This window comes from Streptomyces sp. NBC_00091 (assembly GCF_026343185.1).
GTDB lineage: Bacteria > Actinomycetota > Actinomycetes > Streptomycetales > Streptomycetaceae > Streptomyces.
This window is the reverse complement of sequence record NZ_JAPEMA010000002.1, coordinates 677,962-700,197: the sequence shown is the minus strand read 5'-3', so window position 1 is coordinate 700,197 and position 22,236 is coordinate 677,962. Positions and strand designations below refer to the sequence as shown.

Here is a 22,236-nt window from a genome sequence, read left to right as displayed (position 1 = left end):
ACGGACCGGGAAGACGGTCCCGTGGCACGCGGCCCGAGGCCCGGCGACCTGAACGCCGCCGGAGGAGCGCGAGGATCAGCCCGTGGGGGGTCTGAGCCGATGCGACCGCGTGCCGGTACCCGTCGCACACCACATGAGCCGTCCGGCTCTCCGGTATGGGGATACCGGCGCCGGACGGCTCGCGTGCGTGTCCGCCTCGCCTGAGGTCAGGTGACCGCCGAGGCCGGGAGCTCCGCCGGGGCCGGCGGGGTGCCGCCGGGGGTGGGGAGGGTGAGGACCATGGTGAGTCCGCCGCCCGGGGTGTCCTCGGCGGTGAGGGTGCCGCCGATGGCCTCGGTGAAGCCGCGGGCGACCGCCAGGCCCAGGCCGACTCCGGCGCCGCGCGGGGCGTCGCCGTGGCGCTGGAAGGGTTCGAAGATGCGGTCCTTCGCCTCGTCGGGGACGCCCGGGCCCCGGTCCACGACGCGCAGCTCCACGCGGTCGCGCAGGGAACTGGCCGAGACCAGCACGGATTCGCCCGGGGGGCTGTACTTCACCGCGTTCTCGACGATGTTGGCGACCGCGCGTTCGAGGAGTCCGCGGTCGACGGCGACCATGGGGAGCGTCTCGGGGATGTCGAGGTCGACGCTGTCCTCGGGGACGCCGCCCAGGGCCATGGGGACGACCTCGTCGAGGTCGGTTTCCCGGATGAGCGGGACGACGGTGCCGGTGTTGAGCCGTGACATGTCGAGGAGGTTGCCGATGAGGGCGGCGAGGCGGTCGGCGCCGTCCTCGATGCCCTCCAGCAGCTCGGCCCGGTCCTCCTCGGACCATTCGACGTCGGCGGAGCGCAGCGAGGTGACGGAGGCCTTGATGCCGGCGAGGGGGGTGCGCAGGTCGTGGCTGACGGCGGCGAGGAGGGCGGTGCGGATGCGGTTGGCCTCGGCGAGTTCGCGGGACTTCTCGGCTTGGTCGACGAGGCGTTGACGGTCGAGTACGACGGCGGCCTGGGCGGCGAAGGCGGCGAGGACGCGGCGGTCCTCGGCGGGCAGGACGCGGCCGGTGAGGGCCAGGGCCATGTTCTCGCCGATGGGCAGGTCGACGTCCGCGTCTTCGGGACGGCTGACGGGCGCGGTGCCGACGGACGCGGCGGTGGTCCAGGGGTCGACGTCGCTGGTGCGCTCGAGGAGGACGACGCACTGCATGGCGAAGGTCTCGCGCAGGCGCTCGAGGAGCGCGTCGAGGGAGTTCTCACCGCGCAGGACGCTGCCGGCGAGGAAGGAGAGGATCTCGGACTCGGCCCGCAGGCGGGCGGCCTGGTGGGTGCGGCGGGCGGCGAGGTCGACCACCGAGGCGACGGAGACGGCCACGCCGACGAAGATCGCGATGGCGACGATGTTCTTGGGGTCGGAGACGGTGAACTCGTGCAGCGGCGGTGTGAAGTAGTAGTTCAGCAGCAACGACCCGAACGCCGCCGACGCCAGGGCGGGCAGGAGTCCGCCGAGCAGCGCTGCCGCCACCGTGGAGGTGAGGAAGAGCAGCATGTCGTTGGCGAGGCCGAGGTCGGGAACGACCTGGCTCAGCAGCACCGTGAGCAGGGCGGGGCCCGCGATGCCCGTCAGCCAGCCCCAGATGATCCGGGAGCGCCCCAGGCGCGCGCCACGGGCTACGGGCAGGCCCCGGCCCTTGGCCGCCTCGTCGTGCGTGACGATGTGGACGTCGAGGTCGGGGCCCGATTCGCGGGCGACGGTGGCGCTGACGCCGGGGCTGAAAACGGACTGCCAGGAGCGGCGGCGGCTGACGCCGAGAACGATCTGCGTGGCGTTGACCCCGCGCGCGAACTCGAGGAGCGCGTCGGGGATGTTGTCGCCTATGACGTGGTGGAAGGTGCCGCCGAGGTCCTCGACCAGGGTGCGCTGGACGGCGAGTTCCTTCGGCGAGGCGGAGGTGAGGCCGTCGCTCGCGGCGATGTAGACGGCCAGGACCTCGCCGCCGGCGCCCTTCTCGGCGAGGCGGGCGGCCCGCCGGATGAGGGTACGGCCCTCGGGGCCGCCGGTGAGGCCGACGACGATGCGCTCGCGGGCCTGCCAGGTGGAGCGGATGTTGTGCTCGCCCCGGTACTGCTGGAGGTACTCGTCCACCCGGTCGGCGACCCACAGCAGGGCGAGTTCGCGCAGGGCGGTCAGGTTCCCGGGGCGGAAGTAGTTGGAGAGGGCCGCGTCGACCTTGTCGGGTTTGTAGACGTTGCCGTGGGCCATCCGCCGGCGCAGCGCCTGCGGCGACATGTCCACCAGCTCGATCTGGTCGGCGCGGCGGGCCACCTCGTCCGGGACCGTCTCCCGCTGCCGGACCCCGGTGATCGTCTCGACCACGTCACCCAGCGATTCCAGGTGCTGGATGTTGACGGTCGAGACGACGTCGATGCCGGCCTGGAGGAGCTCCTCCACGTCCTGCCACCGCTTGGCGTTGCGCGAGCCCGGCACATTGGTGTGGGCCAGCTCGTCCACCAGCGCCACCGCCGGGCGGCGCGCCAGGATCGCGTCCACGTCCATCTCGGTGAAGGTGGCGTCCCGGTAGCGGATCTCGCGCCGCCCGATCAGCTCGAGGCCGTGCAGCATCACCTCGGTGCGCGGGCGGCTGTGGTGCTCGACGAAGCCGACGACACAGTCGGTGCCCCGCTCGATCCGGCGATGCGCCTCCGAGAGCATCGCGTAGGTCTTGCCGACGCCCGGCGCCGCGCCGAGGTAGATCCGAAGCTTGCCGCGTCCCATGTTGCCGACTTCTCGTGTGTGGTGCTGGAAGGTGATCGCAGGTGCCCCGGCCGGTTCCGGCCGGCCGGGGACGCCTACGGTTCGAAGCGGTAGCCCATGCCCGGTTCGGTGATCAGATACCGCGGGTGGGAAGGGTCCGCTTCCAGTTTCCGCCGTAGCTGCGCCATGTATACACGGAGGTAGTTCGTGTGCTCGGAGTAGGTCGGGCCCCAGACCTCCAGCAGCAGCCTGCTCTGTGTGATCAGTCGGCCCGGGTGGGTGATGAGGATCTCCAGCAGGTGCCACTCGGTGGGGGTCAGGCGTACGGTCCGCTCGCCCCGCCGGACCTTCCTCGCCACCAGGTCGACGGAGAACTCGTCCGTCGTGACCAGCGTGACCTCGTCGGCGGCCGGGGACTGCGCCGGAGCGTTCTGGCGGCGGGTGGCCGCGCGCAGGCGGGCCAGCAGCTCGTCCATGCTGAACGGTTTCGTCACGTAGTCGTCCGCGCCGGCGTCCAGAGCCCGGATCTTGTCCTCGGAGGTGTGCCGGGCGGAGAGCACCAGGATGGGGGTCCGGGTCCAGCCGCGGACCGCCTTGATCACCTCGATGCCGTCCATGTCCGGGAGGCCGAGGTCCAGCACGATGACGTCCGGCTTGCGGGCGGCCGCGAGCCGGATGGCCGAGCTTCCGTCGGAAGCCTCTTGGACCTCGAATTTGCGCGCCTGGAGGTTGATCTTGAGCGCGCGGACGAGCTGGGGATCGTCCTCCACCACCAGCACCCGGGTCATCGGTGTGCAGCCTTCCTTCGTTGCGGGGCACGGCGGGAACCGGCGGGGCGCGAGCTGTGCGCCCCGCCGGTTCCCGGGTCGTGCGAGGTCGGGCATCAGCCCTTGGACAGGGCGGCCTTGAGGGCGGTGTTCAGCTCGAGGACGTTGACGCGGGGCTCACCCATGAAGCCGAGGGTGCGGCCCTGGGTGTGGTCGGCGACGAGCTTCTCGACCCGCTTGAGGTCGAGCCCGTTCTTCTCGGCCACCCGGTGGACCTGGAGCTCGGCGTACTCGGGGGAGATGTTCGGGTCGAGGCCCGAGCCGGAGGAGGTGACGGCGTCGGCCGGCACGTCCTCGGGCTTCACCTGGTACGACGCCGTGGTGTTGTCCGCGATGACGGCGTCCTTGGCGGCGAGGACCTGGGCGCAGAGGGTGCCCTCTTCGGCGTCCTTGGTGCACTTGCCGCCCACGGCGCCGTTGTCGGCGGAGCGGTTGGTGGCCCCGGAGAGGATCAGCGAGTACTGGGTGTTGACGCTGTTGCTGCCCAGGCCGTTGGAGGGGCGCGGCTGGAACCACTTGAGGTCCGGCTTGGCCGCTTCTTCGGCGTCGCTCCCCGTTGTCGAATCAGAAGCAGTCTTCTTCGGCAGGTTGTAGGTCTGCCCGATGAGGGAGGAGCCGACGACCTTGCCGCTCTTGTCCTTGATCTCGGAGCCGTTGGCCTTGTCGTTGAACAGGGCCTGGGCGATGCCGGTCACGGCGAGCGGGTAGATGACCCCGCAGATGACCGTGAGGACGAGCAGGGCCCGCAGGCCGGCGGCGATCAACCGTGCGGTGTTGCCTACGGAGTTGTTCATAGCCTTAGCACGTTCCTAATTCAGGCGAGCCCGGGGATGAGGGAGATGAGCAGGTCGATGAGCTTGATGCCGATGAAGGGGGCGATCAGGCCGCCCACCCCGTAGAGGCCGAGGTTGCGGCGGAGCATCTTGTCGGCGCTGGTCGGCTTGTACTGCACGCCCTTGAGGGCGAGGGGCACCAGCGCGATGATGATCAGCGCGTTGAAGATGACGGCGGAGAGGATCGCGGATTCCGGGGAGGCCAGGCCCATGATGTTGAGCTTGTCCAGGCCCGGGTAGACCACCGCGAACATGGCCGGGATGATCGCGAAGTACTTCGCGACGTCGTTGGCGATGGAGAACGTGGTCAGCGCGCCCCGGGTGATCAGGAGCTGCTTGCCGATCTCCACGATCTCGATCAGCTTGGTCGGGTTGGAGTCCAGGTCCACCATGTTCCCGGCCTCCTTGGCGGCCGAGGTACCGGTGTTCATGGCCACACCGACGTCGGCCTGCGCCAGCGCCGGGGCGTCGTTCGTACCGTCGCCCGTCATCGCGACGAGCTTGCCGCCCGCCTGCTCCCGCTTGATGAGGGCCATCTTGTCCTCGGGCGTGGCCTCGGCGAGGAAGTCGTCGACACCCGCCTCCTCGGCGATGGCCTTCGCGGTGAGCGGGTTGTCACCGGTGATCATGACGGTCTTGATGCCCATGCGGCGCAGCTCGTCGAACCGCTCGCGCATGCCCTCCTTGACCACGTCCTTGAGGTGGATGACACCCAGGACACGGGCGCCCTCCTCGTCCTTGACGGCCACCAGGAGCGGGGTCCCGCCGGCCTCGGAGATGCGGTTGGCGAGGAGGTCGGCGTCGTCGGAGACCTGGCCGCCCTGCTCCTTGACCCAGGTGATGACCGAGCCGGCCGCGCCCTTGCGGGTCTGCCTGCCGTCCACGTCCACACCCGACATGCGGGTCTGGGCGGTGAACTCGATCCAGGTGGCGTGCGACAGCTCGCCCTGGTGGCGCTCGCGCAGCCCGTACTTCTCCTTCGCGAGGACCACGATGGAACGGCCCTCGGGAGTCTCGTCGGCCAGCGACGACAGCTGCGCGGCGTCGGCCAGTTCGGCCTGGGTGGTGCCCTTGACGGGTACGAACTCCGACGCCTGGCGGTTGCCCAGCGTGATGGTGCCCGTCTTGTCGAGCAGCAGCGTCGACACGTCGCCGGCGGCCTCGACCGCGCGGCCGGACATGGCCAGGACATTGCGCTGGACCAGGCGGTCCATGCCGGCGATGCCGATCGCGGACAGCAGCGCCCCGATGGTGGTCGGGATCAGGCAGACCAGCAGGGCCGTCAGCACGATCATGGACTGCTCGGCGCCCGCGTAGATCGCGAAGGGCTGGAGGGTGACGACGGCCAGCAGGAAGACGATGGTCAGCGAGGCCAGCAGGATGTTGAGGGCGATCTCGTTGGGGGTCTTCTGGCGGGCGGCGCCCTCGACGAGGGCGATCATCCGGTCGATGAAGGTCTCGCCGGGCTTCGTCGTGATCTTGATGACGATCCGGTCCGAGAGCACCTTCGTACCGCCGGTGACCGCGCTGCGGTCACCGCCCGACTCACGGATCACCGGCGCGGACTCACCGGTGATCGCGGACTCGTCCACGGACGCGACGCCCTCGACGACGTCACCGTCGCCCGGGATGATGTCGCCGGCCTCGCAGACCACCAGGTCGCCGATCCTCAGCTCGGTACCCGGGACCTGCTCCTCGGTCGCGCCGGTCAGCCGGCGCGCGACGGTGTCCGTCTTGGCCTTGCGCAGGGTGTCGGCCTGCGCCTTGCCGCGGCCCTCGGCCACGGCCTCGGCGAGGTTGGCGAAGATCGTGGTCAGCCACAGCCAGGCGGTGATCGCCCAGCCGAACCAGTCCGTCGGGTCCTTGACCGCCAGGACGGTGGTGACCACCGAGCCGATCAGGACCACGAACATGACCGGGGACTTGATCATGATGCGCGGGTCGAGCTTGCGGACCGCGTCCGGGAAGGACTTCAGCAGCGCCTTGGGGTCGAACAGCCCGCCGCCGACGCGTCCGGCGGCCGGCTTGTGGCCGGTGGGCACGTCCTGGTGGGGAGCGCGGGTCGGAGTCACGGTCGACATGACGTCCTCTTGCTTCCTTGTGTCGGAGGTCATGACGCCAGCCCTTCGGCCAGCGGACCCAGCGCGAGGGCCGGGAAGTAGGTCAGACCGGTGATGATGAGGATGGTGCCGACGAGCAGGCCCGCGTAGAGCGGCTTGTCGGTGCGCAGGGTGCCCGCCGTCTCCGGGACGGGCTTCTGCTCGGCGAGCGAGCCGGCCAGGGCGAGGACGAACACCATGGGCAGGAAACGGCCCAGCAGCATCGCGAGGCCGATGGTGCTGTTGAACCACTGGGTGTCGGCGTTCAGGCCCGCGAAGGCGGAGCCGTTGTTGTTGGCGCCGGAGGTGTAGGCGTAGAGGATCTCGGAGAATCCGTGCGCCCCGGTGTTGGTCATCGAGTTGGCCGGGGTGTCCAGCGCCATCGCGGCGGCGGTGAAGCCGAGGACGAGGGCGGGGGTGATGAGGATGTAGCAGGCCGCGAACTTGATCTCGCGGGTGCCGATCTTCTTGCCCAGGTACTCGGGGGTGCGGCCGACCATGAGGCCGGCGATGAACACCGCGATGATCGCCATGACCAGCATGCCGTAGAGGCCGGAACCGACGCCGCCGGGCGCGATCTCGCCGAGCTGCATGCCCAGCAGCTGGATGCCGCCGCCGAGCCCCGTGTAGGAGGAGTGGAAGGAGTTGACCGCACCGGTGGACGTCAGGGTCGTCGCCACGGAGAAGATCGCGGAGGCGCCGATGCCGAAGCGGGTCTCCTTGCCCTCCATCGCGCCGCCCGAGACGTCGAAGGCCGGGCCGTGGTGGGCGAACTCGGTCCACATCATCAGAGCGGTGAAACCGATCCAGATCGTCGCCATCGCCGCGAGGATCGCGTAGCCCTGCTTGACCGAGCCGACCAGCTTGCCGAAGGTGCGGGTCAGCGCGAACGGGATGACCAGGATCAGGAAGATCTCGAACAGGTTCGAGAAGGGGGTCGGGTTCTCGAAGGGGTGCGCGGAGTTGGCGTTGAAGTAACCGCCGCCGTTCGTACCCAGCTCCTTGATGACCTCCTGCGAGGCGACCGCCCCGCCGTTCCACTGCTGGGTTCCGCCAGCGAACTGGCCGACCTCGTGGATCCCGGAGAAGTTCTGGATCGCACCGCAGGCGACCAGGACGACCGCGCCGACCACCGAGATCGGCAGCAGGATACGGACGGTGCCGCGCACCAGGTCGGCCCAGAAGTTGCCGAGCTCACCGGTCCGCGAGCGCGCGAAGCCCCGTACGAGGGCGACGGCGACGGCCATGCCGACGGCGGCGGAGACGAAGTTCTGCACCGCCAGGCCGCCGGTCTGTACGACGTGGCCCATGGCCTGCTCGCCGGCGTACGACTGCCAGTTGGTGTTCGCGACGAACGAGGCGGCGGTGTTGAAGGCCTGGTCCGGGTCGATCGCGGAGAAGCCGAGCGAGCCGGGCAGGATCCCCTGCGCCCTCTGGAGGGCGTAGAGGAAGAGGACACTCACCGCTGAGAAGGCCAGGACGCCGCGCAGGTAGGCGGGCCAGCGCATCTCGGCGGTCGGGTTGGCGCCGATCGCCTTGTAGATCCACTTCTCCGGCGCGTAGTGCTTCTCGGAGGAGTAGACGCGGGCCATGTAGTCGCCGAGCGGGCGGTAGGCCAGCGCGAGCGCGGCGATCAGTGCGATCAGCTGGAGCACACCAGCGGTCTGGGGACTCATATCGGGACTCAGAACCTCTCCGGGTACACGAGGGCGAGGACGAGGTATCCGAGCAGGGCGACGGCGACGGCGAGGCCGACGATGTTCTCGACGGTCACAGCTTGGTCACCCCTCGGGCGATGAGAGCCACCAGCGCGAAGACCGCGACCGTGGTGACGACGAAGGCCAGATCGGCCATCGTGAGCTCCTGGATGAAGTGGGAGAAATGAAATCGGCCAGCTGGCCGATGACGAGATAACCGTGTCTTCATCCCGGCGTTAAGCCACCTTGACGGCCTCCATACGGGCCCACCGGAACTCTTAACGCCGCCCTGACGCCCAAACCGGCCCGGGACCCCGGCACGGCCACGTCAGCGGCAGCCGCGCAGCCCCAGCAGCCCGACCGGTTCGACGCAGCTCATACGCCCACCGGCCCGCTGGTCCCGGGGCCGGAAGAGGTCCGTCAGCGCCGCGTCAATTGCCCGTATGGGCCCTTGAGGCAGGGCGGCCGCCATCGTTGGATGGACGACGTGAACAGCGGCCGCCTCCACGACGACCGGCCACCGCATCGTCCGGTGCCGCCGGCCGAGCGCCCCGTTCACCCTCCGGCGCGCTGACGCCGAAGCCGCCGGACCCTGCGGCCGGCCGTGCCCACACCGGCCGGCCGCAGGTGCCCACACCACGCCCCCGGGCCCTTCGAGGCCCGCCGGCGCCGCCTTCCGCGCGCCGCCGGTTCCCCTGCGGGGGCGGCCTCCGTCCGGGCCGCCCCCGCCCTTCCGTCTTCCGCCCCCGAGGTGGCCCGCCCGTGATCGAGATCCAGCCCTCCCGCCTTCCCGCCCTCGCCCCCTGGTTCCCCGCCGGGGCACCAGGTGTCGCGGCCCTCGCCGAACACGTACTGACCACCGGCAACGGCCGCTGGTGGGCCGACCGTTCCCTCGCCCCCCGGGTACTGGCGGTCGAGAGCGGCGACCACGTCCTGCTGCGGGGCGCCCCGCAGGCACTGCCCCCGGCGGCTCTGGGCCCGCTCGCCTCCCACTACGTCCAAGCCCCCGCCGGCTTCGTCCCGTTGCTGCGCACCGCCTTCGCCCGGCTCGACCCGTGGGAGCGGATGGTCTACCTCCGGGCGGCCCCCGCCCTGCCGGCCCAGCCGCCGCGCGGCACCTCCGTACGCCGGCTGACCATCGAGGACGCCCCGGCGCTGGCCGCCCTCGGCCCCGGGGCGGGCTGGATCCACTCGACCTGGGGCGGCCCGCACGGACTGGCGGGATCGGGTGCCGCGTGGGGCGCGTTCCGCCGGGGGCAACTGCTCGCGGTGGCCTGTACGTACCTCCTCGGCAGCCGGTACGAGGACGTGGCGGTCCTCGCCGCCCCCGGCCACCGGCGCCAGCACCTGGCGCTGGCCTGCGTCACCGCCCTGTGCGAGGACATCGCCGCCCGCGGCCGTACGCCGAGCTGGTCCTGCTCCCGCGACAACCGGCCCAGCCGGCTGCTCGCCTGGAGGGCGGGCTTCCGTCTGCACCGCGAGTACGTGCACTACGCCACCGGAGGCGTACGCCTCGAGGACTCCGACGGCCGGGCGGCCTGACGCCGCGACGCATGGGTCAGAGGGGCTGGAGCCGGGTGCGCAGGAGGCAGAACTCGTTGCCTTCCGGGTCGGCCAGGACGTGCCAGCTCTCGGTGCCGGTCTGGCCGACGTCGACGGGCTCGGCCCCTAGGGCGAGCAGCCGCTCCAGCTCGGCGTCCTGGTCGCGGTCGGTGGCGTTGACGTCGATGTGCAGCCGGAGCTTCCCCGTCCGCGGGTCGCTGCTGGGGCTGAGGACGAGGATGGGCTGCGGGCCGCCGTCGGGCGGCCCGATCGCGATGCCTCCGTCGTCCTCCCGGTCGAGTTCGACGTAGCCGAGCACCTCGCTCCAGAACACGGCGAGCCGCTCGGCGTCGGCGCAGTCGATGATCAGCTCACTGATGCGGCATGCCATGCCCGTCAGTGTACGAAGACCCGGTCCGGGAGTCGATCGAGATCGTCAGCCGCGCCGCGCCGGGGCCCGGTGCGGTCAGCCGAACTGGGCGGTGATGCGCTGGAGCGGGACGAACTTGAAGTTCTGGTTGCCGCTGCTGCCGGGGGCGCCGTTGGAGCCGTCCTGGCAGATGAAGACGCCCTGCGGGAAGGCCGGGCCGAGGTTGGCGGCGGAGGCGTCGATGCCGTCGGTGTCCTCGCAGTCGTCGGCCGCCGTGCCGTTGGAGACGGCGAAGCGGCCGAGGTAGGCGCGGGTGGTGCGGTCGTAGACGGTGAAGTCGTTGCTGCCCTGGGAGGAGACGTAGATCCGGTTGCCCGCGGCGGTGATGCCCTCGGTGTCGGCGGTGATGTGGCCGCCGGAGCCGGTGGAGTCGAGCTTGGTGCGGCCCGTCCCGGCGGTGGGTTCGGCCCCGTACACCCAGACGCCGACGTCCTCCTCGCCGAGGTAGAGCTTCCCGGTGGTGTCGTCCGCGTAGCAGCCCTCGACCGCGGAGCCCGCGTCCCACAGGCGGACGGAGGTCGCCGTCACCGCATCGCCGTTGACGGCGAGTTCCCACTGCTCGACGCGGCCGGAGGTGGAGTTGGGGAAGGCGTACAGCTTGCCCGAGGCGGGGGAGGTGTAGAGGCAGATGCCGTGCGCGGTGACCTCGGTGGGGACGTCCCCCAGGCGCTTGAGCTGCCGGGTCACCGGGTCGATGCGGTAGATGTGCATGGCGCCGTTGCCGCCGGCGGCCTCGTCGTCCGCCGAGACCACGATGTCGCCGCGCAGGTCGACGTTGTTGCCGTAGTCGCCGCTGATCCGCTGGATCCGGGCGCCGGTCATGTCGTAGACCTCCAGCGCGCCCTTCTTGTCCGTACCGATGACCACCGACTTGGCGGGGTCGGTCGGGTGGACCCAGATCGCCGGGTCGTCGGCGGCGTCACCGCTGTGCGAGACCGGGGCGGTCTCCACGGTGGCGGTGACGGACACGGCCGCGGCGTGTGCGGGAGCGGCCGGCAGGGCCAGCGCGGTCAGGACGGCGGCGGGCAGCGCGGCCGCGCGGACAGAAACGGTGAAGGACACCGGGTTCCCCTCGGTCAGGTGACGGACTGGAGCAGGTTAGGGAGGCCCGGCGAGCGCGGCGTGAACGGCAGTTGAACCGACCACCGCTCCTTCCCGTCCGGGGGCTACCCGCCCACGGACCCCGGTTTCGGCGTGGCCGGTCGCGCTGGTGCCGTTCGGCCCATGCTTTCCCCAAGGCCGGACCAAGGCGGGGCGCCGAACCTCCCCCGGGATCCTGGGTGCGCCTAGTGCTGTGGCCGGAAAGGTTTGCCGGGGCGCGGCGTCCGGTGCGGTGCATCGCAAGGCGGAGGGCCGCGGCTCGTACTGGACGTACTTGCGCGGTCCGACAACGCAGTGAGGTGCCGTGCCGGGCGTGGCGACCCGGTGAACCTTGCCGGTCACAGCACTAGCTTGTTCCCGCATGACTGTCGATGCTGAACGTCATGGGTTTGACGGGCCGCCGGGGCGGCGCCGGTTCGTTCGGGCTGTGCTGACGGGAGCGGTCGCCGTGGGCGCGGGGCTGGTCGCCGGCCGTCCGGCCACCCCGACCGGTGTCTCGGCCGGGGCGAGCGGTCCCCGGCCGCGTACGCCCGAGTCGGCGTTGCGGGAGCTGGCGGCGGGGAACCGGCGCTGGCGGACGTTGCATGAGCGGCATCCCGATCAGACGCGGGGTGTTCGCCAGAGGCTGGTCACCGGGCAGCATCCCTTCGCCGTGGTCCTGGGCTGCGTCGATTCCCGGGTTCCCCCGGAGCTGGTTTTCGACCAGGGCCTGGGCGATCTGCTGGTCGTGCGGTCGGCGGGGGAGGTCTTGGACGAGGCGGTGCTGGCCAGTGTCGTGTACGGGGTCCTGGAGCTGGGCATCCCGCTGGTCGTGGTGCTGGGGCACCAGGCGTGCGGGGCCGTGACAGCGGCCGTCCGGGCGGATGCCGACGGTGAGCGGCTGGCGGGCCACATGCAGTACCTGGCCGAGCACATCCGCCCCGCCATCGACCGCACCCTTCGGGGAGGGGAGCGTGTGGACGCGGCTGTCACCGCGAACGTGCTGCTGGTGACGACAGGGCTGGCCACGGAGCCCGAGCTGGCTGCCCGCATCGCAACCGGCGCTCTGGCCGTGGTCGGAGCCCGCTACGAACTCTCCAGCCAGCGGGTGCACCGAGTCCGCTGACCGGGAAATGGGAGCGGCCGCCTCCCGTTGTCAGAAGCGCCGGGTGAACCCCGCGCTACGGGAGACGGCCGCCGATCAGGGGCGCGCGCCGGCTATTGGGGGCTGGTGGCGCGCAGGTCGGCCAGGAGTTCGGCCTGGCCCTGGAGGACGCCGGAGAGGATGCTGCGGGCGACGCGGAGCAGTTCGGCGACCTCGGGGCTGGTGAGCCGGTAATAGACGTTGGAACCTTCGCGGCGGGTGGCGACGAGGTTGGCCTTGCGCAGGACGGCGAGCTGCTGGGAGAGGGAGGCGGCTTCGATGCCGACCTCGGGGAGCAGTTCGGCGACCGCGTGCTCGCGCTCGCTGAGGAGTTCCAGGACGCGGATGCGGGCCGGGTGGCCGAGGGTTTTGAAGAACTCGGCCTTGAGCTGGTAGAGCGGTGTGCTCACCTGCGCGCTCCCGGCCCCGGCCGCGTTCTTCGCGCGTGTACTTGGCACCTCATCCACCCAAACTCTTCAACGTGGGGACCTCGGAAACGTCCCCGCCAACATCCTGCGACCTCCACAATTGCAGACTCCTGCAACTCCGGAACACCCTCGGCGGAGGTTCAGGGCGAACAGCCTCCGTCCGGGGGCCGCGATCCCCCCGATGCGGGATCTTCCGCTCATGCCTTCGCCGCCCTGTGGGTCGTGTGCGTCAGAGCAGGCTGTGCGCAGCCGCGGGCTGCGCGGCAGGCCACTGGTCGCTGCACCACTGGCGCTGCTCGTCGGACACGGCCTGGTGGGCGGCCAGCGCGGCGTCCAGGTCGCAGTGGACGGGGATCGGCGGGCAGCTGCCGTCGGGAACGAGGGAGCCGTCGGCCGGGATCGAGGCGAGTTCCAGGGGGCGGCCCTCGGCGGCGAGCCGGCGGGCGGCCTGGGCGACGGCGAGCTGTCCGCCCACCGACCAGCCGAGCAGTCCGCTCAGATCGAGGATGACCGGACCGGTGCCACGGGCCGTGACCCAGCCGATCGCACCGGAGAACCGTGCTACCGCGTCGGACCCGAGGTGTCCGGCCAGGGACAGCACGCTCAGGCCGGGGTGGGTGGTGTAGCGCCACTCGATCGTCATCATCGCTCTCTCAATTGCTGAACTGCATTTCCTACAGGGGCAGGGTGATCCAGATGCTCTTGCCGCGCCCGTCGTTGTCCGGGCGCACGACCGCGGTGCCGCCGAGCTCCATCGTCATCTCCACCACGGTGGCCAGCCCGCTCCCGGGGGCGGTGGCCACGGCTCCGAACAGGGCGGGCTGGTAGGGGTGGCGGTCGTGGACGGCGAACGCGAAAGCGTCGGGGCCGTGCACGTACGTGATCTTGATCGTCGGAGAGGCCATGGCTGCGTGGCGTACGGCGTTGGTGACCAGCTCGGACAGGATCAGCAGCGCCGGCCCCACGCTCGGATGGCGCAGGCCGACACCGCAATCGACCAGTACGAGTTCGGCCGTCTCCCGGGCGAGGCGCACCGCCGGGCCCGCGGTCAGCACGTTCAGTACGTGCCGGTAGGGCATGGCCTCCACCTGGACGGTCACCGGGCCCCTCCGTCCAGCGTGCGGGCGAGGCGGAACCCGGACACGGACTGCGGGCGCAGGCGCAGCAGGGTGTCGTGGGGTCCATGGCTCCAGCCGGGCAGGGTGCGGCGGTAGTGGGCGGCCTCGTCGGGGTCGGTGATGACGTCGGCCGGGCCGTGGGCGGTCACCGTCCAGCCGGTGCCCGCCGGGTGGCGGATCTCGTCGACCTGGTACGTCAGCAGGGCTCTGGTGCCGACCGTCGCGGCCTGCACGGGCGCGCGGACGACGAGGCGCCCGTATTCCAGGACGTGTGTGGCGGGGCGGACGACGGCCTGCTCGCGCTGGATGTAGACGAGCCGGCCCTGGGTGGAGCCTTCCAGGAGCCAGAGGGCTTCCGTCCCGGAGACGTCGAGCATGCGGCGGTCGGTGGGGACGCTCATCGCGGTGCCTTCCGGATGCGGTGCGGGTGTGGGTGGTGCGTGGCGGGAAGCAGTCCTGCCTGTTCCAGGTGTTTGCGGGCCCCGGCGATCGCTTCGGGGGTGGTGGCGTACTCCCTGCCCTCGTAGCGCAGCAGGTCGAGCGCGCCGACCGATTCCAGCGCCTGGCGCTGGCCGGGGCGGATGCCGGAGGTCATCACGGCGATCCCGCGCCGGTTCAGCTTCTCGACCGCGTCCTTGAGGACGAGGGCGCCGGTGGCGTCCATCGTGGTGACGCGTGACATGCGCAGGATGACCACGCGCACGTCGGCGACCTCGGACAGTTCCAGCAGGAAGCGGTGGGCGCCGGCGAAGAACAGGGGCCCGTCGATGCGGTAGGCGACGATGTGCTCGGCCAGCAGGGCGTGCTCCTCGTCGCTGTGCTCGCCGGGCAGGTCGGGGCGGAAGTCCACCTGGTCCATGCGGGCCTGGGCGGCGACGGCCCGCAGCGCGAGCGCGCCGGCCACGACCAGGCCGATGATCACCGCGTAGACGAGGTCGAGCGCGAGGGTGGCCGCGGCGGTCAGGACCAGCACGACCGCGTCCGAGCGGGTGGCCTTCGCCATGGCCCGCAGGGAGCCGACCTCGACCATCCGTATCGCGGTCGCCAGCAGCACGCCCGCGAGAGCGGCGAGCGGGATCTTCGACACGAGAGGCGCGGCGGCGAACACGATCACCGCGAGCACGGCGGCATGTGCCAGCGCGGCCAGCCGGGAGGAGGCTCCGGTGCGGACGTTGACCGCCGTACGGGCTATCGCCGCGGTGGCGGGGACACCGCCGAACAACGGGGCGGCCAGGTTGGCGATCCCTTGCCCGAAGAGCTCCCTGTCCGGATCGTGCTTCTGCCCGACCGTCATGCCGTCGGCCACGGTCGCGGACAGCAGTGACTCCAGCGCGGCCAGCGCCGCCACCGCCACCGCCGGGGCGAGCAGCGACCCCAGCGCGGACACGTCGAGGAAAGCGAGGGAAGGAGCGGGCAGCCCGGACGGAAGGTCCCCGATCGGGGCCGCGCCATCGAGGTGGAAGACCTGCGCGACCACCGTCGCGGCGATGACCCCGACGATCGAGAACGGAATCGCCGGCCGCCACCTCGCGCCCAGCAGCATCACCGCCGCGACGCCGAGGGAGAGCCCGATCGCGGTCCAGTTCGGAGCCGCCGCGAACTCCACCAGCGACCGCCAGGCAACCAGGAGGACCTTCTCGCCCTCCGGCTTCTCCACCCCGAGGGCGTTCGGCACCTGCTGGAGGCCGATCACACACGCGATGCCGAGAGTGAAGCCCTCCACCACCGGCGCCGGGACGTACTGCATGTAGCGTCCCGCGCGCAGCAGGGCCAGCGCGATGAGCAGGACACCGGCCATCAAGCCGACGGTCAGCACGCCACCGGGCCCGTGCTGGGCGACGATCGGAACCAGGACCACCGTCATCGCACCGGTCGGCCCGGACACCTGAAGGTTGGACCCGCCGAACAGGGCCGCGAGCGCACCCGCGACCACCGCGGTGGCAAGCCCCGCCTCGGCGCCCAGGCCGGAGGAGACCCCGAATCCGAGTGCCAGCGGCAGTGCCACGATCGCGACGGTCAGGCCGGCGAGCAGGTCCCGGCGGGGACTGCGGGCCATGACGGTGACGTCGGCGCGCGTGGGCAGTACGGCCCTCACCCGGCCCGCCGCTCGGAGCAGAAGGGTGTTCATGACGCCTGGTCCCCGGATCCGCGCAGCTTCTGCAAGAGCTCCGTCTGCCCGGACAGCACCTCGGTCAGGATCCGCCGCGCCGCGCTCATCAGCTCGGCGACGTCCCCGCCGGCCAGCTCGTACACCACGGTCGAGCCGTCCCGGACCGATGTGACGATGCCCGAGCGTCGCAGGACGGCCAGCTGCTGCGACAGTGCCGACGGCTCGACCTCGATCTCCGCCAGCAGCTCCCGCACCGGCAGCGGCCCGCCTTGCAACAGCTCCAGGACCCGTATGCGCACGGGGTGTCCGAGCATCCGGAAGAACTCGGCCTTGGCCTGATACAGCGGAACCGCCACTCTTCGCACCCTTCTGCGCCCGGAGACCTGTCGTCTGGTGCTGCGCCAGCGGCTCCCTACGGACACAGCGACCACAGCGACCACAGCATCTATTGAATTGCAGACTTTTGCAATTCTTGCACTCTGCGGACCGTCGTTGCCGTATGGCCCTGCGGCCGCGCCGGTGCAGCCGGCGGGCGCCCGGACCACGGAGCCCCTACCGTGGCATCAGGAGGACCTGATGGGCTTCGCCGGCGATCACGTGACACCGTTGGTGGACGAGGGACTGGGCAACAGCGCCTACCTCGTCGGCCTCGGCGGCGGACGCGCCCTCGCGGTGGACGCCGCCCGGGACCTGCGCGCGCTGCGGGCCGCCGCCGGCCGGCGGCGGCTGCGGGTGGCGTACGCGGCCGACACCCACCTGCACGCTGACTTCCTCTCCGGCGCCGTACAGCTCGCGCACGAGGACGGCGCGACGGTACTGGCCTCCGCCGCCGGCCACCGCGCCTTCCCGCACACGCCCCTCGCCGACGGCGACGAGACCGACCTCGGCGGGCTGACCCTGCGGGCGCTGGCCACCCCGGGCCACACCGACGAACACCTCTCCTTCCTCCTCCTGGACGGCCCGCGCGAGCTGGGCGTCTTCACCGGCGGTTCGCTGATCGTCGGCTCGGCGGCGCGCACCGACCTCCTCGGCGCCGACCGCGCCGAGGAGCTGGCCCGCGCCCAGTACCACTCACTGCGGCGCCTGGCCGGGCTGCCGGACGACACCCCGGTCTGGCCCACCCACGGCGCCGGCTCCTTCTGCTCCGCCCCTCCCGGCGCCGAGCGCACCACCACCATCGGCGACCAGCGGCGGGCCAACCCGCTGCTCTCCGCGCCCGACGAGGACACCTTCGTACGGCAGCTGCTGGGCAGCCTCGGTTCCTACCCGGCGTACTTCGACCGGCTGGCCGAGGCGAACCGGCGCGGGCCCGCGGTCCTCGGCCCCGCACCCGCCCTCGCCCCGCTCACGGTGGCCGAGGTCCGCGGCCTCCTCGGCCGGGGCGCCCGGCTCGTCGACGTACGCCCCGCCGCCGACTTCGCCGCCGGCCACGTACCGGGCGCGGTCTCCATCACGCTGCGCGGGCAGTTCGCCACCTGGCTGGGCTGGCTGCTGCCCGACGACAGCCCGCTCGTGTTCGTCACCGCCCCCGGCCAGGACCTCGCCGAGCTCACCTGGCAGGCCCTGAAGATCGGGTACGAGCGGCTGGCCGGACACCTCGCCGGAGGCATGGACGCCTGGACCGGCGCGGGCGAGCGGCAGCAGACGCTGGAGCTGCTCACCGCCGACCGCATGGCAGCCGGGCGTCCGGTCCTCGACGTCCGGCAGCGGGCGGAGCACCTGGCGGGACACATACCGGACGCGGTCCCCATCGAACTCGGCGATCTCGCGGCCCGCTCCGACGAGGTGCCGGCCGGCGCCGTGGTGACCTGCGGGCACGGCGAGCGCGCCATGACCGCCGCCAGCCTGCTCCAGCGCGCCGGACACCAGGACCTCGCCGTCCTCGCCGGCGGCCCGGGGGACTGGGCCGAGGCCACCGGCCGCCCCCTGCGGGTGGGCGAGTGAGCGGCCGCACCGGCGGCGACCCCCCTACCGGCCCACGACTCGGACTGCGGGCCAACCTCCCCCAGTTCGCCCTGCTCGTCGCGGTCAACGCGCTCGTCGGCGGGATGCTCGGCCAGGAACGCACCGTCCTGCCGCTGCTCGCCGGCGAGGTCTTCCACCTGTCCGCCCACACCGCGGCCCTCACTTACATCGTGGCGTTCGGCGCGACGAAGGCCGTCACCAACTTCTTCGCCGGGACCTGGTCGGACCGCTTCGGCCGCAAGCCGGTCCTGATCGCCGGATGGCTGATCGCCCTGCCCGTGCCCGCGATGCTCGCCTGGGGCCCGTCATGGGGCTGGATCATCGCCGCGAACGTCCTGCTCGGCGTCAACCAGGGCCTGACCTGGTCCACCACCGTCATCATGAAGATCGACCTGGCCGGCCCCGAAAGACGCGGCCTGGCCATGGGATTCAACGAGGCCGCCGGATACGGCGCCGTCGCGGCGACCGCCATGGCCACCGGCGCCATCGCCGAACACGCGGGGCTCCGGCCGCAGCCGTTCCTGCTGGGGGCCGCCTACGCCGTCCTCGCCCTGGGCCTGTCCGTCTTCGCCGTACGCGAGACCCGCGGCCACGCCCGCCTCGAAGCCGCCCGCCACCCCACCCCGGCGGGCGATAAGGCCGACGGGGAACCGACCACCGCCCGGATCGCGCTCCTGACCAGCCTCCACGACAAGGCCCTCTCGGCCGCCAGCCAGGCCGGCCTGGTCAACAACCTCAACGACGCGCTCGCCTGGGGCCTCTTCCCCCTCCTCTTCGCCGCCCACGGCCTGTCCCTGGCCCGGATCGGCATCCTCGCCGCCCTCTACCCCGCCGTCTGGGGCGCCGGCCAGCTGCTCACGGGCTGGTGGTCCGACCACACCGGCCGCAAACACCTCATCACCACGGGCATGCTGCTCCAGGCCGCCGCCCTCGCCCTCGTCGCCGCCGGCACCACCTTCGGGGTCTGGGCCGGGGCCCAGATCCTCCTCGGCGTCGGCACCGCACTCGTCTACCCCACCCTGCTCGCCGTCATCGGCGACGTCGCCCACCCGGCCTGGCGCGCCCGTGCCGTCGGCGTCTACCGCCTGTGGCGCGACGGCGGCTTCGCCGTCGGCGCCCTCCTCGCCGGAGCCCTCGCCGACGCCTACGGCCTCACCACCGCCATCCAGGCCGTCGCGGCCCTCACGGGGGCCTCCGGCCTCCTCGTCGCGGTGCGCATGTACGAAACGCGTCCCGCCTCCGCGCGCTCCGCGCACACGCCGTAAGGCTTTCGTCATCCCGGATCCTCTGGGCCCCGCGGCCCCGATCCCGTTCAATCGTTCCTGAACGATGAACGAGAGCACGAGGAGTACACAGTGGGACGTGAAGGCGGGCGGCGGCGACGGGGGCCGGTGGCGAGCGTGGCGGTGGCCGTGGCGGTCGTACTGGTGGCGGTGGGGCTGTACTGGTTCCAGCCGTGGAAGCTGTGGCAGGAGCAGACGGTCAGCGAGGCCCTGCCCGGCGCCGCGGCGAGCGCGCCGGCGTCCGCCGCCGGCGCGGCGCCGGCCGCCCCCCGCACCCTCGCGCAGGGCAGCCTGATCAGCCACGAGCACACGACGACCGGAACGGTCCGGATCGTCCGCCTGGCGGACGGCTCGCACGTCCTGCGGCTGGAGGGGCTGGACACCAGCAACGGGCCCGACCTGCGGGTGTGGCTGACCGATGCCCCGGTGAAGGAGGGCGTGGCCGGCTGGCGCGTCTTCGACGACGGGAAGCACGTCAGCCTGGGCAGCCTCAAGGGCAACAAGGGGGACCAGAACTACGCGATCCCGGCGGACGTGAAGCTGTCCGAGTACACCAGCCTCACCATCTGGTGCGACCGCTTCGACGTCTCCTTCGGCGCCGCCGCCCTCACCTCGGCCTGACGCGGCCTCAGAGTCCCAGGGTCCGGGCGAGCGCGGTCATGACCGCCCGGGTCTTGGTCTCGCCGGTCAGCGGCGGGGTGAGGTCGCGCTCCCGCAGGGCCCGCGTGAGCAGCTCCTGGACCTCGGGCGCGTCCTCGAGGTCCGCGCGCACCGACACCTCGAGGAACCGCAGCTCGTCGTCGGTGGTCCACTCCTCGATCGTCACGGTGCGGGGCAGCTCGTCCCACTCCTGCTTCCACCGGACGGCGTGCACGGGGCCGAGCGCCGTCAGGTCCTCGAGCCGGCCGTCGGTCAGGCCGACGGCGTCGAGCAGTTCCCGCTGGGGCTCCGCGAGCAGCCGGCCGAAGGAGCCGCGCTCCGCGTCGAGGGCCGCTTCGAACTCCCGCTCGGCCTGGAGCGAGGCCGCCAGTACGGGCTTGAACGCGGGACCCGGCCGGTCCTCCTCGACCGTGAACTCCCACTGCTCGCCCTCGCGCTCCCTGAGCCAGGGGGACGGCAGCCGGGGACACGGCCGCAGCTTGACGGTCAGGTCCGCCTCGCGCTTCGACCCGCTCCCCTCCCGGTCCCGGCGCAGGCGCAGGATGACGTTCTGCTCCAGGAGGGGCAGCGTGATCTCCGCCCCGGCGGACCGCCGAGGCCTGTCCCAGAAGTGGATCGCGCGACGGCGCCCGTCGTCGCGGTCCAGCTCCAGGGCATCGAAGGCCTCCTCGGCCTCCGCGCCGACAAAGCTGACCTTGATCTCAGCGGCCTCGGCCGTGGGGAAGTCCGTCATGCTGCCGTTATCGCACGGCCGCCGGTGCCCCGCATCCCGCCGGTCCGCCTCGGCCGGCTTGTCGAGGACGCAGGGGGGAAGGATGGCGGCGGGCTGTGAACCGGCTGTGAACCGGCTGTGAAGTGACGGAGAGAGGGGGGCCGTGGTACAGGAGCTGTGGCGACAAGTTCTATATTCATACGAACCATCCATGCGCGGCCCGGCTGCGGTGATCAGGGGGGTAGGGCCGCGATGACCAAGACCGACGGCGCCGGGGGCGCCCGGGCGGAGTCCCGTACGGCCCGCAAGGCGCAGCGCAAGACGCAGAACCGCAAGCGCCTGGGCATCGGCGCCGCCGCCGTGCTCGTCGTGGGCGGGGCCGCAACCGCGTACGCGTTCACCCTCGGCGGCTCGGAGGCCCAGGGCGAGGCGCGCCTGGCGGCCCCCGCGTCCTCGGGCGGGGTGGCCGGCCGGCCCGGTGCGGGCAAGGGCCCGAAGGAGAACTGGGACGGCAAGGTCGAGGTACTGGGGGACGGCTCCACCTCCTACACCGGGCCGCAGCCGGGACAGCTCAAGCCCGAGCGGCTGAAGCCCGGCGAGAAGCCGCCGCAGTTCGTGGTCTTCTCCTGGGACGGGGCGCTGGAGGGCGACGACCACCTCTTCTCCCACTTCCGTCAGGTGGCCAAGGAGAACAAGGCCCACATGACCTTCTTCCTCACCGGCATCTACCTGCTGCCGGAGTCCAAGAAGGGCCTCTACCGCCCGCCGCAGCACGGCCAGGGCGCGGCCGCCATCTCGTACCCCACCGTCCCGCACGTGAGGTCCACGATCGGACAGCTGCGCGGCGCCTGGACCGACGGCAACGAGATCGGATCGCACTTCAACGGGCACTTCTGCGGCCCCAAGGGCGGCGGCGACTGGAGCGCGGAGGAGTGGAAGAGCGAGATCGACCAGACGTACGCCTTCATGAAGGGCTGGAAGACCAACACCGGCTTCACCGGCGAGGCGCCCCTGCCCTTCGACCCCGACCGGGAGGTGGTCGGCGGCCGCGCCCCCTGCCTGGAGGGCCAGAAGAACCTGCTGACCGCGATCAAGCCGTACGGCTGGCGCTACGACGCGAGTTCCTCGGGAGACTTCCAGCTGTGGCCGGGCAAGGTGGACGGCATATGGAACTTTCCCCTCCAGCTCGTCCCCCTGCAGGGCAAAGAAGTACAGGTCCTCTCCATGGACTTCAACTTCCTCTACAACCAGTCCGGTGACAGCACCCAGGGCGACCCGACGAAGTTCGCCGGCTGGCAGGCCCAGGTCCGGGGCTCGTACATGAACGGCTTCAACCGCGTCTACAACGGCAGCCGGGCGCCCATGTTCATCGGCAACCACTTCGAGGACTGGAACGGCGGCATCTACATGAAGGCCGTCGAGGACGTCATGAGGGAGGTCTGCACGCGCCAGGACGTCCGCTGCGCCTCGTTCCGGGAGGTGGCGGACTGGCTGGACGCCCAGGACCCGAAGGTCCTGGCACAGCTGCGGATGCTCGACCCGGCGCAGGCGCCGGACTGGAAGGCGATCGTCAAGTAGC

At 71.7% G+C, this 22,236-nt stretch carries 22 protein-coding genes; 6 read left to right on the top strand and 16 right to left on the bottom strand.

What is annotated here, in order from left to right:
* Positions 1–206: 206 nt before the first annotated feature.
* The 7 genes from OOK34_RS30935 to OOK34_RS30905 all read right to left on the bottom strand — a co-directional run bounded on the left by OOK34_RS30935 (position 207) and on the right by OOK34_RS30905 (position 8,414).
* The gene (locus tag OOK34_RS30935; protein ID WP_267037472.1) at positions 207–2,750 is read right to left on the bottom strand and encodes a sensor histidine kinase KdpD; all 2,544 of its coding nucleotides are present in this window, start codon (positions 2,748–2,750) and stop codon (positions 207–209) included.
* A gap of 74 nt (positions 2,751–2,824) precedes the next feature.
* A complete protein-coding gene (locus OOK34_RS30930) occupies positions 2,825–3,517 on the bottom strand; it encodes a response regulator (RefSeq protein ID WP_267037471.1) in 693 nt (230 codons plus the stop codon).
* 95 nt (positions 3,518–3,612) lie between these two features.
* Positions 3,613–4,350, bottom strand: coding sequence for a potassium-transporting ATPase subunit C (locus tag OOK34_RS30925; RefSeq protein WP_267037470.1), 738 nt, complete (start codon positions 4,348–4,350; stop codon positions 3,613–3,615).
* 20 nt (positions 4,351–4,370) lie between these two features.
* A complete protein-coding gene (gene kdpB / locus OOK34_RS30920; protein ID WP_267037469.1) occupies positions 4,371–6,503 on the bottom strand; it encodes a potassium-transporting ATPase subunit KdpB in 2,133 nt (710 codons plus the stop codon).
* Positions 6,500–8,164, bottom strand: coding sequence for a potassium-transporting ATPase subunit KdpA (kdpA, locus tag OOK34_RS30915; protein ID WP_267037468.1), 1,665 nt, complete (start codon positions 8,162–8,164; stop codon positions 6,500–6,502). The genes kdpB and kdpA overlap by 4 nt, the downstream gene beginning before the upstream one ends.
* 8 nt (positions 8,165–8,172) lie before the next feature.
* A complete protein-coding gene (gene kdpF / locus OOK34_RS30910) occupies positions 8,173–8,262 on the bottom strand; it encodes a K(+)-transporting ATPase subunit F (RefSeq protein ID WP_267037467.1) in 90 nt (29 codons plus the stop codon).
* Entirely contained in the window at positions 8,259–8,414 is a 156-nt protein-coding gene (locus OOK34_RS30905) for a hypothetical protein (RefSeq protein WP_267037466.1), read from the bottom strand. Before OOK34_RS30905 ends, kdpF begins: the two co-directional genes overlap by 4 nt.
* Positions 8,415–8,947: 533 nt before the next feature.
* Here OOK34_RS30905 and OOK34_RS30900 point away from each other — a divergent pair.
* A complete protein-coding gene (locus tag OOK34_RS30900; protein WP_267037465.1) occupies positions 8,948–9,727 on the top strand; it encodes a GNAT family N-acetyltransferase in 780 nt (259 codons plus the stop codon).
* A 16-nt stretch (positions 9,728–9,743) separates the two neighbouring features.
* Here OOK34_RS30900 and OOK34_RS30895 read toward each other — a convergent pair whose 3' ends face one another.
* Complete coding sequence (locus OOK34_RS30895) at positions 9,744–10,118, bottom strand: VOC family protein (RefSeq protein WP_267037464.1); 375 nt, start codon at positions 10,116–10,118, stop codon at positions 9,744–9,746.
* Positions 10,119–10,193: 75 nt separating this feature from the next.
* Entirely contained in the window at positions 10,194–11,219 is a 1,026-nt protein-coding gene (locus OOK34_RS30890) for a phytase (RefSeq protein ID WP_267037463.1), read from the bottom strand.
* Positions 11,220–11,619: 400 nt separating this feature from the next.
* Between OOK34_RS30890 and OOK34_RS30885 the strand changes: the two genes are divergently transcribed.
* Positions 11,620–12,363 (top strand): carbonic anhydrase, encoded by a 744-nt coding sequence (locus OOK34_RS30885; RefSeq protein WP_267037462.1) that lies wholly within the window; start codon positions 11,620–11,622, stop codon positions 12,361–12,363.
* Positions 12,364–12,455: 92 nt separating this feature from the next.
* Here the strand turns inward: OOK34_RS30885 and OOK34_RS30880 are convergent, their stop codons facing one another.
* The 6 genes from OOK34_RS30880 to OOK34_RS30855 all read right to left on the bottom strand — a co-directional run bounded on the left by OOK34_RS30880 (position 12,456) and on the right by OOK34_RS30855 (position 16,393).
* Positions 12,456–12,791, bottom strand: a complete 336-nt coding sequence (locus tag OOK34_RS30880) for a helix-turn-helix transcriptional regulator (protein ID WP_267037461.1) — start codon at positions 12,789–12,791, stop codon at positions 12,456–12,458.
* A 247-nt stretch (positions 12,792–13,038) separates the two neighbouring features.
* Positions 13,039–13,452 carry an anti-sigma factor antagonist gene (locus OOK34_RS30875; protein ID WP_267037564.1) on the bottom strand — a complete coding sequence of 138 codons (414 nt, stop codon included), beginning with the start codon at positions 13,450–13,452 and terminating at the stop codon, positions 13,039–13,041.
* A 31-nt stretch (positions 13,453–13,483) separates the two neighbouring features.
* Positions 13,484–13,909, bottom strand: a complete 426-nt coding sequence (locus OOK34_RS30870; RefSeq protein WP_267037460.1) for an ATP-binding protein — start codon at positions 13,907–13,909, stop codon at positions 13,484–13,486.
* Complete coding sequence (locus OOK34_RS30865; RefSeq protein ID WP_267037459.1) at positions 13,906–14,328, bottom strand: pyridoxamine 5'-phosphate oxidase family protein; 423 nt, start codon at positions 14,326–14,328, stop codon at positions 13,906–13,908. Before OOK34_RS30865 ends, OOK34_RS30870 begins: the two co-directional genes overlap by 4 nt.
* Positions 14,325–16,055, bottom strand: coding sequence for a SulP family inorganic anion transporter (locus OOK34_RS30860; protein WP_267037458.1), 1,731 nt, complete (start codon positions 16,053–16,055; stop codon positions 14,325–14,327). Before OOK34_RS30860 ends, OOK34_RS30865 begins: the two co-directional genes overlap by 4 nt.
* The gene (locus OOK34_RS30855; RefSeq protein ID WP_267037457.1) at positions 16,052–16,393 is read right to left on the bottom strand and encodes a helix-turn-helix transcriptional regulator; all 342 of its coding nucleotides are present in this window, start codon (positions 16,391–16,393) and stop codon (positions 16,052–16,054) included. Before OOK34_RS30855 ends, OOK34_RS30860 begins: the two co-directional genes overlap by 4 nt.
* A 220-nt stretch (positions 16,394–16,613) precedes the next feature.
* Between OOK34_RS30855 and OOK34_RS30850 the strand changes: the two genes are divergently transcribed.
* The 3 genes from OOK34_RS30850 to OOK34_RS30840 all read left to right on the top strand — a co-directional run bounded on the left by OOK34_RS30850 (position 16,614) and on the right by OOK34_RS30840 (position 19,906).
* Positions 16,614–17,981: a rhodanese-like domain-containing protein gene (locus tag OOK34_RS30850; RefSeq protein WP_267037456.1), complete on the top strand. Its 1,368-nt coding sequence runs from the start codon at positions 16,614–16,616 to the stop codon at positions 17,979–17,981.
* Positions 17,978–19,267 (top strand): MFS transporter, encoded by a 1,290-nt coding sequence (locus tag OOK34_RS30845; protein ID WP_267037455.1) that lies wholly within the window; start codon positions 17,978–17,980, stop codon positions 19,265–19,267. The genes OOK34_RS30850 and OOK34_RS30845 overlap by 4 nt, the downstream gene beginning before the upstream one ends.
* A 90-nt stretch (positions 19,268–19,357) precedes the next feature.
* Positions 19,358–19,906, top strand: coding sequence for a DM13 domain-containing protein (locus OOK34_RS30840; protein ID WP_267037454.1), 549 nt, complete (start codon positions 19,358–19,360; stop codon positions 19,904–19,906).
* Between the two features lie 7 nt (positions 19,907–19,913).
* Here the strand turns inward: OOK34_RS30840 and OOK34_RS30835 are convergent, their stop codons facing one another.
* The gene (locus tag OOK34_RS30835; RefSeq protein WP_267037453.1) at positions 19,914–20,678 is read right to left on the bottom strand and encodes a hypothetical protein; all 765 of its coding nucleotides are present in this window, start codon (positions 20,676–20,678) and stop codon (positions 19,914–19,916) included.
* 231 nt (positions 20,679–20,909) lie between these two features.
* Here OOK34_RS30835 and OOK34_RS30830 point away from each other — a divergent pair, with 231 nt between their 5' ends.
* Positions 20,910–22,235, top strand: a complete 1,326-nt coding sequence (locus OOK34_RS30830) for a hypothetical protein (RefSeq protein WP_267037452.1) — start codon at positions 20,910–20,912, stop codon at positions 22,233–22,235.
* The last annotated feature ends 1 nt before the right edge of the window (position 22,236 follow it).

Excerpts from the sequence above, each read along its gene's own strand:
- OOK34_RS30935 (WP_267037472.1), bottom strand. The coding sequence starts at position 2,750 with ATGGGACGCGGCAAGCTTCGGATCTACCTCGGCGCGGCGCCGGGCGTC.
- OOK34_RS30930 (WP_267037471.1), bottom strand. The coding sequence starts at position 3,517 with ATGACCCGGGTGCTGGTGGTGGAGGACGATCCCCAGCTCGTCCGCGCG.
- OOK34_RS30925 (WP_267037470.1), bottom strand. The coding sequence starts at position 4,350 with ATGAACAACTCCGTAGGCAACACCGCACGGTTGATCGCCGCCGGCCTG.
- kdpB (WP_267037469.1), bottom strand. The coding sequence starts at position 6,503 with ATGACCTCCGACACAAGGAAGCAAGAGGACGTCATGTCGACCGTGACT.
- kdpA (WP_267037468.1), bottom strand. The coding sequence starts at position 8,164 with ATGAGTCCCCAGACCGCTGGTGTGCTCCAGCTGATCGCACTGATCGCC.
- OOK34_RS30905 (WP_267037466.1), bottom strand. The coding sequence starts at position 8,414 with ATGAAGACACGGTTATCTCGTCATCGGCCAGCTGGCCGATTTCATTTC.
- OOK34_RS30895 (WP_267037464.1), bottom strand. The coding sequence starts at position 10,118 with ATGGCATGCCGCATCAGTGAGCTGATCATCGACTGCGCCGACGCCGAG.
- OOK34_RS30885 (WP_267037462.1), top strand. The coding sequence starts at position 11,620 with ATGACTGTCGATGCTGAACGTCATGGGTTTGACGGGCCGCCGGGGCGG.
- OOK34_RS30875 (WP_267037564.1), bottom strand. The coding sequence starts at position 13,452 with ATGACGATCGAGTGGCGCTACACCACCCACCCCGGCCTGAGCGTGCTG.
- OOK34_RS30865 (WP_267037459.1), bottom strand. The coding sequence starts at position 14,328 with ATGAGCGTCCCCACCGACCGCCGCATGCTCGACGTCTCCGGGACGGAA.
- OOK34_RS30860 (WP_267037458.1), bottom strand. The coding sequence starts at position 16,055 with ATGAACACCCTTCTGCTCCGAGCGGCGGGCCGGGTGAGGGCCGTACTG.
- OOK34_RS30850 (WP_267037456.1), top strand. The coding sequence starts at position 16,614 with ATGGGCTTCGCCGGCGATCACGTGACACCGTTGGTGGACGAGGGACTG.
- OOK34_RS30835 (WP_267037453.1), bottom strand. The coding sequence starts at position 20,678 with ATGACGGACTTCCCCACGGCCGAGGCCGCTGAGATCAAGGTCAGCTTT.
- OOK34_RS30830 (WP_267037452.1), top strand. The coding sequence starts at position 20,910 with ATGACCAAGACCGACGGCGCCGGGGGCGCCCGGGCGGAGTCCCGTACG.